Genomic DNA, 14561 nt, shown 5'->3' on the forward strand with positions numbered 1-14561 from the left:
AAAAGCCAATCACTAAATTTAACGTTGAAAAGGCGTTGGGCAAATAAAGGGGTAATTAAATTAATTATCGTATGGCCTATGATATTAAAATACATTCCAAATATTCTAACTTTATTGCGGCTCATATTAATCGCACCTTTCCTATTTTATTTATATCGCCATGAGTATGCTATTGCTTTTTATTTATTTATTTTGGCTGGATTGAGTGATGGGTTAGATGGCTTTTTAGCCCGAAGTTTTAACTGGCAAAGTTTTTTTGGCTCTTTTATTGATCCGCTGGCTGATAAATTATTAATCGCTTCCAGTTTCATCTCCTTAGCTTTAATCGGTGTATTACCTTGGTGGCTAGTAATTCTGGTATTCCTCAGGGATTTAACCATTTCCCTAGGGGTAATTGCATGGTATCAATTTATTCGTCGTAAGTTGGACTTTCAACCCACGCTGCTCAGTAAAATTAATACAGTATTACAGCTGACTCTAGTCACTTTTTGTTTATTTGAATTGGCTTATTTTGAATTTCCTCCCTATCTGCTTAATGTCCTGATCATTTTGACGACGCTTACTACCGCAATTACTTATGTTGATTATATTTGGACCTGGGGCAGGAAAGCATGGCCCAAAAAAGAACCATCATAATGAACAAGCAGTTGGCGCTAGCTATAAAATTAAATGATGAAGCAACCCTTGCTGATTTTAATTGGGGAAGTAATAAACTGCTGCAACAGCAATTACATAACATACTCGCAAATAGGGAAGACCGATTGCTTTATCTTTGGGGTAATATTGGTAGTGGTAAAACTCATTTATTACAAGCCTGTTGTCAAGCAGCCCATGCTCATTCCGCAATCTATCTCCCTTTGATGCTCCTCAAAGAATGGGGACCGCAAGCTATAGAAGGACTGGAGGAGCAAGAGCTAATCTGTATTGACGACATCGATGTAATCGCCAAAGATCCTTCCTGGGAAGAAGCTTTATTCCATTTATATAATAAAATCAAAGACATGGAAAAGAGTATTTTAATCATTTCTGGAAATCAATCACCAACTACTATCCCCATCCAACTGGCAGACTTACGCTCTAGATTAAGCTGGGGATTAGTGATTCAGTTGATGGAATTAAATGATGAAGATAAAATTAATACTCTAAAGCTTCATGCGTTAAAGCGAGGATTTGACTTACCAGAAAGCGTAGGACAATTCCTGCTGAATAGATGCTCTAGAAATATGCATGACTTGCATAATTTACTCAATCGACTGGATGATGCCTCTCTTGCAGCACAGCGAAAAATAACGATCCCTTTTGTAAAAGATACATTAAATATTTAACTTAAAAGATCACCTCCCTGAGCACAGCACCCCACCAAAAACCGGGATCTGTTGCCCTCCAATTTAATACACTTCATATAATACAACATGATGCATTTTCTAAATATTCGTCCTCAGCAACAACATCCGGTAATGCAGCAGGAGATTCTGGTAGTTTAAGAAAAGAATAATAATTAGTACTAACTCTTGCGCCAATTTCAACTCTCTCATGAACTAACTCATTATTTTTCAGTTTCTCATGAACATCAAAAAGTTGCTCCGACTGTACAACTTTTTTAGATGCTCTAGCAGCACTGATTATTTTCCGCTTCAAATTTTCTAACTTTTTTTCTTCTTTATCTATCAAATGATTATCACATAATTTTTGTACACTCTCTTCATTCAAACCAAACCAACTGCTCACTAACTTGTCGAGCACAGGGCGCTCTACATACCAATAAATACTCAATGCCGCTAAACCTACTACGGCACTGAAAATAATTACTGGCCAAAAAGCAGGAATTGCTGAATTAATGATAAGACCTGACATAAAAAGAGCTACTGATTGGCCTGTAAAAAAACCACCACCAAAGAAAAGTAATGCAGAGACACCTGAAATCAGAGTTTTAATCGTTTGAATGCTTTCACTATTTAGTGCCTTTTCAAATTGCTTACTGGCTTTAGTAAGTGATGCAAAGTTTTTTTGCAACATAGAAACTATAAGCTCCAATTGCTTCAAATCACTTGAAAAAAAATCTGAAAAACAATAATCATCTATTTTCTTTCTTATGGATTTAATCATTTGCAATTGCAACAAGTATGCATCTAATAACTTATATGCATCACTAAGCTTAATCCCCAGAGCATTTGAAACTTTTACTAAATCAAATCCACAAAAAACAATCACAGAAAGAAATGAAAACGCAAAACCAATGCCAAGAATTATCGAAGAGGGCAAGCTGACAACACTCAACATAGTCACGATTCCATCAAATCCCTGACATGCTGCCACCAAAATACCAGCCATGGTGAGTAATACGAATTTCATTTTGCCTTTCGTATTGTTTTCAACTTCCTTAGGCAAATTAACATCGTCCCCTTGCATGGAAAGGAAAAGATCCCGCAATAGCTCTGTGCGTAAGGAGACAAGAATAAATTCAATTTTTTGCTTTTTTTTCGTTGATGATTTCTCTGAGTTTTTTATTTGCTTTTCATCGAGCCATGACATCAAGGTTATAAAATCAGGCGGCAAAGAAATAGAAGAGAGCTCATGAGGATGAACACCAGAGGCTAATAAGTATTTCTTTATCAATTTTTGAGAACACAGACTGATTTCAATATTCATTTTCTCATAGCTTACAACCGTACTTCATAATATGCACAATAGAATACTAGAATTCATCGATATGAACATGGTTTATCCAAGTTATATTAAAACAAACCTTAATTAACAAGCAATTACCAACTGAACGATTCAAATATAAATAAATATTTTTTGATTAAAATATGCTCATGGAGTATAATTAATTTGCGAACGTTGACTAAGGAAGCGATCATGAAAAAACTTATTATCGCAGTATTAGTGTTTGTACCTACAATTTTTTTAAGTGGCTGTTATGTTACTACAGCAACGCCTAGCAGCTATTATTATTCTAGCTATTATCCTTACTCCTATTCAAGTTACTCCTATTACCCCCGGTACTATTCAGGATGGCGTACTTATGGTGGCTTGCGTTATTGGGGTGGTCGTGGTTGGCATGGCGGTTGGCGTGGTGTAGGCTGGCGTGGTACAGGTTGGCGCGGTCATTGGAGATAAAAAAGCCCAAAATTGGTTAACCTAAATTCACCAGTTGAATTTAGGTTAACCAACTTTCGAGATGAATAACTGGGCTTGAAAAATTTTATTCACTTTTTGATTTGTCTCCTAAGAAGCATTTGAACTATGATCTAATCCTTAATCATAAAGCATTTAGATACAGAATATTCTGCTTCTTTTGTCTCTTGGTGCAAATCCGTTTTTTTTGTTGCAATATAGCGACTTAATCGCGGTGATAATAACCACATAAACAACGCGATAATTAAAGTAACGATGCCAATACAGGCAAATACATTAGTATAAATCATCAAAGAACCAACTCCCGGTTTAATCTGCTCAGGAAGTGCGGTATAAGAGGCAACCGTGGCACCAATAAACCCGGCTATAGCAGAAGTTAAAAACCACATCCCCATCACAAAACCTGCAATTTGCGCCGGGACTAACTCTGCAACCATTGCTACTCCAAGAGCTGATACCAATAATTCACCAATGCTTTGAAATAAATAGCTTATAATTAACCACCAGGAAGAAACCATACCCTGATCTGTATAAAAATAGCGAGCAAAAAAGAGCATTAAAAAGCTCACACCACACATGGTCATGCCTAAAGAAAATTTATAAGGAATGGAAAACTCTATGCCTTTCTTGTGAAGAAAGTTGTAAAAATAAGCCAAAATAGGGCTCATCAATACTATCCAGATGGGATTTAATGCTTGAAAGCTTTGTGCATCTATCGGGATTCCAAAGAAAACCGGGATTACATTATGTACGGCAAATAAATTCAGTGAAGTTGGCATTTGTTGGTATAAAGTAAAGAAAATAATTGCTTCCAACATCAACGCCAAAGCAACGAGCATGCGCATTCTGGAAATTTTGCTTTCTTTGCCTGTCATAAATATATAATAACTGATTACCGTAATGGTAATAAACCAAAATAAGTTTTTAGCAAGCATTACATGCTGTAATAAATAAGAAGAACATTCAGTGAGAAAGAATATCCCAAACAATATAATTAACCATTGGGAGAGCGAGATTTTCCGTTTGTCAGCATCAGTATTAATGTGTGCAACAAATTTGTGTTGCAGCCAATAATTGGCTAATCCGATGAGCAAGCCGATTGAACTCATCATATAAGCATAAGAATAACCATATCGACTCGCAATCGCTGGGCCAGCAAATAATGCAATCATACTGCCCAAATTGATCGCCATATAATACAAAGTAAAACCGCCATGCAAACGAGGATCATTTTCCTCATAACACTTAGCGAGCAAATTCGATGGATTTGCCTTAAACAAACCATTTCCAACACAAATTAAACCCAATGCAAAAAATACATGTCCTCTATCTGTAATCGCTAAAGAAAAATAACCTGTTGCCAAAGTAATAAGTCCAAGAACTATAGTGCGCTTTGTGCCTAATATTCTATCTCCCAAATACCCTCCAATAACCACCATACCATAAACCAGAGCTGAATAAGCACCAAACGTATAATAGGATATCGTGTCGCTGTAACCCAAATAGCGAATAAAAAACAAAGTCAAGATCCCTTGAACTGTATAAAACCCAAACCGCTCCCATAATTCCAACATAAAAATCATGTGAAATGCACGGGGTTGCTCGCGAAATATATTCACCATGAGTTTTCTTCTTTTAAGGGTAAATTTTTAAGTTAAAGGAGTTTTTAATTTTTTGCAATGAGCTTTTGGACTAAAAAATTGGGGAGCCGTAGACAATTCTCTAGATTGAACAAAATGGCGTGATTATAGGGTATACCGAAACGCAGCATACATGAAGTATGTGAGTATCAAAGCAAATAAAGGCGCATCATTTTGACCAGATAGTAGAGTGTTCATCGACTATTTCAGTTTATGGAATTAATGTTCAGACAATTAATTCACAGCAAATCAAATCTTTTTTATCTCTTTCTTCCAATAAGTTTTTTTCAATTTTAAATATTGAGGTCTTACTTGTTAATGATAAATCCTCATCTTTTTTGGAGGTTTTTTTTAAAAATTCATTTGCACTTTTTTTATTGCCAAAAAAACATTCTATCATCAAATCAGTCGAAGATTCTTTTTTATGCTCATACGTTTGCTCTAGGTTGTCTTTTGAGATGCCCTCAACAGCTGCAGGTTTAAACATGCTCGCAATCCATTTGCCTAGCAGTTGCAGCAATGGTACCGCCAATCGAATGATCAGATATGCAAGCGAAATAGCAGATATGGCAGTTAATATTCCTAAACCTGCCATTGGGAAATATAAAGACACAATCAAACCGATTATACCCAATGCGCACAAACTTGAACCAATCGATCTATCCATTAGTTGCACAAATCCAGCGTTCTTTATTTTCTTGCTTAATTTTAATTCTTTTAACTTCAGTTTAATTAAATATTCTTTTTGAGCATTAAAGTGCTCTTGTAAAAAGGTAATTTGTCCGTACAGCATCATCAGTTGTTGTTCAGTATTCGCATTTCCTAAATCAGTTTTTAATTGATCTGCTTTGCTTTGGCTCGCTTTTATGTCAGATTCAGCGTTGGCAATTAATTTTCTAGTTGCTCTTCGTTCCTTAATTAAGTGACGGCATTCATATATTGTCTGACCCAATAAAAATAAACTCAAAGCTAATGAGATTGCAGCTGTAGTAAAAGCAATTGCTACTGCTACTGCAGGAACACATATTGAGGTGATTGTCAGTGCTAATACTGCCGCCGAAAAAAACCACTTGGCATTATTACTCCGATTAACAGGAGCTTTTCCATCTAAGAGGTAGCAAGCGAGATAAACAAAAGGGATAATAAAAAAATCTAATGCAGCAAAAGCAATTGCCCCAATATTTAATCCTCGGGTTAGGGATTCAGTAGGAGCGATATTTTTGAAGGTTCTGACGGAAGAACCAATCTGCATCATTGCCTTGCCTGTATTTCCTGTAGTTTTGATAATTTTTGATAAGAATAATATTTTTTTTGAGAGTTTTTTAGATCTTTTCTTTGTGGTGCACTCTAAATCATAATCGATTGGACGCTGTATTTCTTCAAGTATTACAGTTGCCTCGAATAGAGTATTTGCAATCTCAAATTCCCTCATATTGACCGCCAATTAATCATTTTGCATAAAAAACATAATATACCATTTTCTTTACACTTTTGGTGAAAATTTTTACAATACAAACGAGAACTTGCTAATTCAGCATAAACTCAACTATATTTCCACATAGATACTAAATAAATGCGATAAAAATAATCATTATGTCTAAGAAAGCCCTTTATTTGGCAGGTGGTGGTGCTCGAGGCGCCTACCAAGCTGGTGTCCTGAAAGCAATTGGCCATATTTTGCAAGTTAAAACATTACCCTTTGAGATGGTCAGTGGGGTTAGTGTGGGAAGTATCAATGCTGCGGTACTTGCAGAAAATGCAGATGATTTCCCAACGGCACTTGATAAACTGGAAACCATTTGGAGTGAAATTCATTGTCAACAAGTCTATAAAGCCAGTAATTTTGCATTAAGCAAATCCGTTATGCGCAATATGAGTACAATGATGCTCAAGCAGCGACAGGCAGCTCATTTACTTGATACGACTCCCTTGAAAGAAATGATTGAAGATGGTCTTGATTTCACCAGAATTACGCAAAATATAAACAATGGATATCTGAATACATTGGAAATAATTAGTAATTGTTATGAAACACGCCAAACTATTTCTTTTTACGAACACAATAATCCCGAATTCACAGACTGGAATTATCCGCGGCACGGCAGCAAACGCGTTAGCGTCGAGGCAGAACATATTTTGGCATCCAGCGCCTTGCCTTTGTTTTTTCCAACAGTTTTACTCGACGGCTTTCATTATGGCGATGGCAGCGTAGGCCTAGCTGCTCCTCTTCGTGGCTCCATTCGTTTTGAAGTGGATAAAATTCTAATTTTAGGAACCCGAGCACTACCTACATTTGTAGAGCAAGAAAACTTACGTAACCATGATGATATTCCCTTTTCTCATATTTTTGGGAATATGTTAAATGCGCTTTTTTTGGATAATCTTGACCGCGATATTGAAATGGTCAATCGAATGAACGAAATTGCCATGCTGCTGTCAATATGGAAAAAACGCCGTTCACCTTGGCGCCCCATTACAACGTTACATCTACGTCCCAGTAAAGACTTAGCTCCTTTGGCGCAAATACATTTTAAAGCCTTGCCTACATTGCTTCGATACCTCCTCAATTTTTTGGGGGAAAAAAAACATTCAGGCGATCTTTTAAGTTTTGTGCTTTTCGAGCGTGACTATACTAGAGAATTATTTGAGCTTGGTTTTCAAGATACGATCAATAATGCCAAGGAAGTTACGGCTTTTTTTGAGTAATTTCTCTTAGTTATCAAATTCCCAACATCAGACGTTCTGGAAATTGTTTAGGCATAAATTTTATTTTTATTGGGCATAACGATAATCCCTCCTGGAAAACAAAATCTCATCTGACACAAAAGGCATAAGAATGCCTTTTGTGTCGCTAAACGAACGGGATCCAGTTCTAAACAGAGACTAACTCTCTATTTTTTTATGGATTGGACTTCCATCTAGGGTCACCGATTAGTCTTCAGTAACCTACGCCGATGCACGCAAAAATGTCAGTACTTCTTGAGTTTCAGGCATCATGCCATGCCAAATAAAAAAAGCCTCAGCAGCTTGTTCCACCAACATTCCTAAGCCATCTACTGCGTCACAATCTAATTCTCTAGCATATTGGACAAAAGCTGTTATGCCATTTTGCTTATAAGATAAATCATAACAAAATGTTTTTGCTGACAAGCATGCGGTAGGTAACGCAACAAACTCCCCTGTCAAACTGGCAGAAGTTGCATTAATCACTATGTCAAACTGCCCCTCAATCTCATTCAGGCTCAAACATTTTGTTTGCGGGAAAGCGCGTTGAAATTCCTCCGCTTTGCCTAAAGTACGATTTGCTATAATCAGCTCTGCAGGGTGATTTTCCAATAAAGGATAAACTATTCCGCGTGCAGCTCCCCCAGCACCTAAGATTAATACGCGCTTTCCTTCTACTAAGAGATGTCGATGCAAATCACGAATTAATCCAACACCATCGGTATTGTCTGCATGTAATTGATTTGCTTGCATCCATAACGTATTCGCAGCCCCAGCTTTTTTACACCGTACACTATGCTGTTGCGCCATCGCAAAAGCTCGCTGCTTGAACGGTAAAGTAACATTCATTCCCTTGCCATCTTGAGTAAAAAAATCAGATACTTGTTTCTCAAAGGAGAAATCATCTGCCTTAATTTTTTCGTAAGTCAGTCGCACATTCATTTGTTTGGCAAAACACTGATGAATTATCGGAGATAAACTATGCGCAATGGGATTACCAATAACTGCAAAACGCTGAGACACCTTATCCTCCTATTCGGGTTAATGGGTTGTTTTGTTGCCAACAGCACAGCAGCAAATAGTCTGTCAATTAACGTTTATCTTAAATTAAAGCCAGAAAACCACATCAAAACCCTTATCAAAGAATTTAATCAATATTTGGCGGAACAAGGAATATTCACTACGTATCAGATTACACCTTATATGAACCATCTTCCTCTTCATATTACCTTGTATCTGACAAACTATAACTCACAACAAATTCCTACCATTATCAGAAAAACAAGAGAATTGGCAAAGCAACAGAAACCAATACTCCTGTCTACATCAAAATTTATTCCTAACCGTAATGGTTATTTGATGTTAACTGTAACACATAATAAAAAAATATGTGGATTAAGCAAGAAGGCATTAAATAAATTAGCATACTTAAGGGATCCCAATACAATTATTCCAACTTGGGCTGCTCATGACCCGGAAAGACAAGCTCTCTTTCATCAATATGGAAGTCCGACTGTACTCAATTACTTTAATCCACATTTCTCTATCTTTTCTGCAGAACATTTAAAGGCACGACAAAATATCTTTTTATATGAGCAATTGCAAAAATTAATTTATCAATTCACCCAAGCACATCCAACACAAATCCATGATACTGCTTATGAAATAGGAGTAGGTGTGGCCGATGCACAGGGACAAATTATCAAGGAGTTGGCTGCGTTTCCAATGAAATGAGCACTGGATAATAATTAATTTTCTTGAAAAAAATACATCTCTCTACAAATAATTATAGTAACTAAATTTCTTCGTCGAGCAATATCGCATCATCATTCTGAATGAGCGAAGAAATATAATAAAATACTCTTATTGAGTTAAGGGAAAATTCAATGAGCTACTTTTCCGAAAATGAAAAAAGTATTCTAAGAAATAGCCCATTATTAAATCATCTATCTGAGGAAAACTATCAAACATTCATGGCAATTTCATCGTGCTCTACCTTCGGGAAAGGTGATATTTTGCTTAGAGAAGGAGTGCTCGTCCTAGTCGTTTTCTTATGTGAAGTGGGTTTAGGACTTTATTACACTTTAAATCTCACTGATTTTTGCAACAATTTAAGTTCGCTTCCTGCTAAACATACTAAAGTCGCACTCTAACAATGAGTTCTAGGTACAAATAAGTCCTATTATAGTCCTCGTTAGCTCACCATCAAACTTTTAGAAACTACTTCTGCCAAATCACGCGATAAATCCAGTTTGGCCAATTGCTCCAATTGATTTCTCATTAAAGCTTGCCTGGGTTTGTCATAACGCTTCCAGCGAGTAAATGGATTCGCTAAACGAGCTGCAATTTGTGGATTAATTTTATCCAGAATCACCAACATTTCAGCTAAAAAATGATAACCACTTCCATCTAGAGCATGGAAATTGCGTGGATTTCCCATACAAAATGCACCGATCAGCGCACGAACTTTGTTGGGATTTTTTATACTAAAAGCAGAATGTTTTAATAATACTTTTACATGAGTCAAAGTGTCCGGTAGTTCACTGATCGCTTGAATTGTAAACCATTTATCTAATACCAAATCATCTTTAGACCATTGTTTATAAAAATCATCAATTGCTTGCTCTCGCAATCCCTGATTCGTGCAATTGGCCAATAAAGAAAAACTGGCGATTTGATCCGTCATGGTCTGTGCCGCTATATACTGCTGTTGACATACGTCTAGAGCAGTTACTTCCTTAGCTTTCATCATAAGCCATAAACAAACATTCCGTAATTTTCTACGACCATAAGCAGGTCCATTCATACGGTGATCTTCGATTTGCCAGAGGTGTTGATAAAGTGACTGGGCAGTCTCATACAAGTACCATCCTAATTGCTGGTGGAAAAAATCACGGACGTTTTCTACTGCACTCACATCCACACTGTCTAGCCTTGTAGCAATATCCTCAAAACCTGGAGGAATCAGTAATTCCGCACGCAACTCAGCATCTAGTGAATCATCAAGGAGTACATGCTTTAAAGCAGAAATTAAAGCAGAAGGAATTTGCCATGTGCTGGATGGTTGATTTAAGCATTCTTTAATACAATTCAGAACAAGATTTTGCGCTGCATCCCATTTGGCATAACCATCCACTTCATACCGCAATAAAAAAAGCAACTCCTCTTGAGTCAAATCATATTTTAATTTAATCGGAGCAGAAAATTCGCGTAATAATGAAACAACAGGTTTTTCACTCAAACCGGTAAAAGTAAAATTCTGCTCTGCTTCTTTTAACTCCAAAATGTCCTTATCAATTGACATCTGATGCCCATGAGCATCAAATAATGCAACACGAATAGGAATATGAAATGGCTTTTTATCTTGACACTCAGGGGTTGGTGAACAATTTTGTTTCATTTTTAAGGTCAGCTTACCCTGCGCATACTCGCTGGTAACTGTTACCTCTGGGGTACCTGCTTGACTGTACCATCGCTTAAACTGAGTAAGATCAACATGATTGGCATCTTCCATCGCTGCAACGAAATCATCAATAGTGACCGCCTGACCATCGTGTCGTTTAAAATATAAATCCATACCTCGTCTAAAACCCGCTTTACCTAAGAGTGTATGTTGCATACGGATTACTTCAGCTCCCTTATTATAAACTGTGGCTGTATAAAAATTATTTATTTCCTGATAAGACTCTGGTCTCACAGGATGAGCCATTGCTCCAGCATCCTCGGGAAATTGAGCACTTCGCAATACTCTCACATCCATAATTCGGTTTACATCTCGCGAATTCATATCTCGAGAAAATTCCTGGTCGCGAAAAACAGTTAAGCCTTCTTTCAAACTTAATTGGAACCAATCACGGCAAGTAATTCGATTACCAGTCCAATTATGAAAATATTCATGGGCAACTACACCCTCAACATCGGCAAAATCTTGATCTGTTGCTGTATCTGGGCGCGCAAGAATGTACTTGGAATTAAAAATATTTAATCCTTTATTCTCCATAGCCCCCATATTGAAGTCGCTAACCGCCACAATCATAAAAATATCCAGATCATATTCCCGTCCATAAACTTCTTCGTCCCAGCGCATGGATTTTTTCAACGACTCCATGGCATGAGCACATTTATCTTCATTTCCTGGCTCAACATAAATATGTAGATCAATTGTACGACCAGTACAGGTAACAAACTTATCGCGAATACACGCTAAGTCTCCTGCAACTAACGCGAATAAATACGATGGCTTTTTGAAAGGATCATTCCAAACTACCCAATGACGCCCATCATCAGTCACGCCCGATTCAAGCAAATTTCCATTGGATAATAAAATAGGATATTGCTTTTTATCCGCTGAGATTCGTGTAGTATAAGTAGCTAAAACATCAGGCCGGTCTAGAAAATAAGTAATACGTCGAAAGCCCTCTGCCTCACATTGAGTACAAAACAGATGATTTGATCGATAAAGTCCAGATAATTGTGTGTTATTTTGCGGGTAAATACGCGTTACTATATTTAGGGTAAGTTCATCGGGACAATTTTTGATAACGAGCGAATCAGCTTGCAAGGTATAGACAGATGGTTCCAGTTTTTGGCCGTTCATGTGTACACTAACCAATTCCAGCTCATCACCATACAAATGCAAAGGACCTTCATGTTGACGGATTAATTTCAGCTCACTACTTACCAAAGCATGATCATCATAGAGGTCAAAATTTAAATTCACAGTCTCTACCGCAAAAAAAGGAGGCTGGTAGTTTTTTAAATAAACGGTTGTGTCAGGCATGATCGTTACATCCTATGAAAAATGCGATTAAGTTTATTGAGTTATATATAAAAAATTTCTTAGTTTAGCCTATAATGATTATAGAGGGGTAACTTCTTAGGTCAATCTTTATAAGTATACGAAGTTAGCTGGAAATTCATTTATTGCTTTTACCAGTAAAATGCAATAAATGTAAAGAAACACAATATATCCTTCACAAGGATAAAGGGGATGGCATATGAATACTCAAGACTTTTTAACCAGTTATACCAAACGCTTTGTAGATAACAAAGAAGAAGAGATGAGTTTGGAAGAATACCTGGAATTGTGTAAAAATGACCCTTCAGCTTATGCCAATCCAGCGGAGCGCTTGTTAATGGCCATAGGCGAGCCTGAAATGATCGATACACGCCATGATCCTGTTTTATCAAGGATTTTTTCCAATAAAATCATCCCGCAATATACTGTATTCCAAGATTTTTATGGCATGGAAGAGCCGATTGAGCAAATCGTTGGTTTTCTAAAACATGCAGCCCAAGGCTTGGAAGAGACAAAACAAGTTCTTTATCTCTTAGGGCCTGTAGGAGGTGGTAAATCCTCTATTGCTGAAAAATTAAAAGATTTAATGGAAAAAATACCTTTTTATGCCATTAAAGGTTCACCAGTATTTGAATCCCCTTTATCCTTATTTAATCCAATTGAAGATGCTGAGTTACTCCGAGAACGTTTCGGGATCCCATCACGATACCTGCGTTATTTGATGTCACCATGGGCAGTTAAACGTTTGCATGAATATAATGGTGATATTGGCCAATTTAGAGTAGTTAAAGTCAGGCCTTCCCGTTTAAAACAAATTGCCATTGCCAAAACAGAGCCAGGCGATGAAAACAATCAGGATATTTCTTCATTAGTAGGTAAAGTGGATATTCGTAAATTAGAAGAACATTCTCAGGATGATCCTGATGCATACAGTTATTCTGGTGGATTATGCCGGGCAAACCGTGGTCTTTTAGAGTTTGTCGAGATGTTTAAAGCACCAATTAAGGTGCTACATCCCTTGTTAACAGCTACTCAGGAAGGTAATTACAATGCGACGGAAGGCTTATCCTCCATTCCATTTGAAGGAATTATTTTAGCACATTCGAATGAGTCCGAATGGCAAACATTCAGAAACAATAAAAATAACGAGGCATTTATAGATCGTATTAACATAGTCAAAGTACCCTATTGTCTGCGCGTTTCCGAAGAAAATAGAATTTATCAAAAACTTATTGATAACAGCTCATTGACGCATGCACAGTGCGCTCCAGGTACTTTAGATATGTTAGCGCAATTTTCAGTTTTGACTCGTTTAAAAGAGCCGCAAAACTCCAGCATTTATTCCAAAATGCGCGTATATAATGGAGAAAGTTTAAAAGACACTGATCCCAAAGCAAAATCATATCAGGAATACCGCGACTTTGCCGGTGTCGATGAAGGAATGAGCGGCGTATCAACACGCTTTGCTTTCAAAATCCTTTCTAAAGTGTTTAATTTTGATCATAGTGAAGTCGCCGCAAACCCCGTACATTTAATGTATGTGTTGGAGCGTCAAATTGAACAGGAACAATTCCCACAAGAGGTACAAGAATCCTATCTGGGCTTTATCAAAGAATATCTTGCACCCAAGTATGTTGAATTTATTGGCAAAGAAATTCAAACAGCCTATTTGGAATCGTATTCTGAATACGGCCAAAATATCTTTGACCGCTACATCACCTATGCCGACTTCTGGATTCAAGATCAGGATTATCGTGATCCAGATACCGGTGAAATTTTTGACCGGGCCTTATTAAACCAAGAGCTTGAAAAAATAGAAAAGCCAGCTGGGATATCGAATCCCAAAGATTTTCGTAATGAAGTAGTGAATTTTGTTTTACGTGCTCGTGCGAATAATCGCGGCAAAAATCCAGTATGGAATAGTTATGAAAAATTAAGATCAGTAATTGAGAAAAAGATGTTTACTAATACTGAGGATTTGCTACCTGTTATCTCCTTCAATGCCAAAGCATCTGAAGATGATAAGAAAAAACATGAAGAGTTTATTTCTCGAATGGTTGATAAAGGGTATACACGCAAACAAGTACGCTTGCTTTGTGAATGGTATTTGAGAGTACGTAAGTCACAATAATAAAACTCTTTCTCTCGCACCTATGAGAGAAAGCTAAAGAACTGGTGTAGTTTGGGCGACGCTAACTTATATAGCGTTATCCACTAAGTTCTAGACAAGCTTACAACGATGTATAGAACTTAGTGGGTGG

12 protein-coding genes are annotated in these 14561 nt (G+C 37.1%); 7 read left to right on the top strand and 5 right to left on the bottom strand.

Annotated elements, in window-relative coordinates; all coding sequences use genetic code 11:
• Positions 1 to 78 precede the first annotated feature (78 nt).
• Complete coding sequence (locus Ltuc_RS00215) at positions 79 to 636, top strand: CDP-alcohol phosphatidyltransferase family protein (RefSeq protein ID WP_058519363.1); 558 nt, start codon at positions 79 to 81, stop codon at positions 634 to 636.
• Positions 636 to 1325, top strand: coding sequence for a DnaA regulatory inactivator Hda (hda, locus tag Ltuc_RS00220; protein ID WP_058521549.1), 690 nt, complete (start codon positions 636 to 638; stop codon positions 1323 to 1325). The genes Ltuc_RS00215 and hda overlap by 1 nt, the downstream gene beginning before the upstream one ends.
• Before the next feature lie 73 nt (positions 1326 to 1398).
• Here the strand turns inward: hda and Ltuc_RS00225 are convergent, their stop codons facing one another.
• Entirely contained in the window at positions 1399 to 2649 is a 1251-nt protein-coding gene (locus Ltuc_RS00225; RefSeq protein WP_058519364.1) for a hypothetical protein, read from the bottom strand.
• Between the two features lie 210 nt (positions 2650 to 2859).
• Here Ltuc_RS00225 and Ltuc_RS00230 point away from each other — a divergent pair, with 210 nt between their 5' ends.
• Positions 2860 to 3120 carry a hypothetical protein gene (locus Ltuc_RS00230; protein ID WP_058519365.1) on the top strand — a complete coding sequence of 87 codons (261 nt, stop codon included), beginning with the start codon at positions 2860 to 2862 and terminating at the stop codon, positions 3118 to 3120.
• Positions 3121 to 3251: 131 nt separating this feature from the next.
• Here Ltuc_RS00230 and Ltuc_RS00235 read toward each other — a convergent pair whose 3' ends face one another.
• Positions 3252 to 4760 carry an oligopeptide:H+ symporter gene (locus Ltuc_RS00235; protein WP_058519366.1) on the bottom strand — a complete coding sequence of 503 codons (1509 nt, stop codon included), beginning with the start codon at positions 4758 to 4760 and terminating at the stop codon, positions 3252 to 3254.
• Between the two features lie 244 nt (positions 4761 to 5004).
• Entirely contained in the window at positions 5005 to 6210 is a 1206-nt protein-coding gene (locus Ltuc_RS00240) for a hypothetical protein (RefSeq protein ID WP_058519367.1), read from the bottom strand.
• A 161-nt stretch (positions 6211 to 6371) separates the two neighbouring features.
• Between Ltuc_RS00240 and Ltuc_RS00245 the strand changes: the two genes are divergently transcribed.
• Positions 6372 to 7484, top strand: coding sequence for a patatin-like phospholipase family protein (locus Ltuc_RS00245; RefSeq protein WP_058519368.1), 1113 nt, complete (start codon positions 6372 to 6374; stop codon positions 7482 to 7484).
• Positions 7485 to 7724: 240 nt separating this feature from the next.
• On the opposite strand, the gene aroE is transcribed toward Ltuc_RS00245, so the two are convergent.
• Positions 7725 to 8525: a shikimate dehydrogenase gene (gene aroE, locus Ltuc_RS00250; RefSeq protein WP_058519369.1), complete on the bottom strand. Its 801-nt coding sequence runs from the start codon at positions 8523 to 8525 to the stop codon at positions 7725 to 7727.
• 21 nt (positions 8526 to 8546) lie between these two features.
• Here aroE and Ltuc_RS00255 point away from each other — a divergent pair, with 21 nt between their 5' ends.
• Entirely contained in the window at positions 8547 to 9236 is a 690-nt protein-coding gene (locus Ltuc_RS00255; RefSeq protein WP_058519370.1) for a hypothetical protein, read from the top strand.
• Between the two features lie 152 nt (positions 9237 to 9388).
• Complete coding sequence (locus Ltuc_RS00260; RefSeq protein WP_058519371.1) at positions 9389 to 9655, top strand: hypothetical protein; 267 nt, start codon at positions 9389 to 9391, stop codon at positions 9653 to 9655.
• 41 nt (positions 9656 to 9696) lie between these two features.
• Here the strand turns inward: Ltuc_RS00260 and pepN are convergent, their stop codons facing one another.
• Positions 9697 to 12282: an aminopeptidase N gene (gene pepN, locus Ltuc_RS00265; RefSeq protein WP_058519372.1), complete on the bottom strand. Its 2586-nt coding sequence runs from the start codon at positions 12280 to 12282 to the stop codon at positions 9697 to 9699.
• A 217-nt stretch (positions 12283 to 12499) separates the two neighbouring features.
• On the opposite strand from pepN, the gene Ltuc_RS00270 reads away from it, so the two are divergent.
• Positions 12500 to 14431 carry a PrkA family serine protein kinase gene (locus tag Ltuc_RS00270; protein ID WP_058519373.1) on the top strand — a complete coding sequence of 644 codons (1932 nt, stop codon included), beginning with the start codon at positions 12500 to 12502 and terminating at the stop codon, positions 14429 to 14431.
• Positions 14432 to 14561: the final 130 nt, after the last annotated feature.

It is taken from the genome of Legionella tucsonensis (genome assembly GCF_001468035.1).
Classification (GTDB): domain Bacteria; phylum Pseudomonadota; class Gammaproteobacteria; order Legionellales; family Legionellaceae; genus Legionella; species Legionella tucsonensis.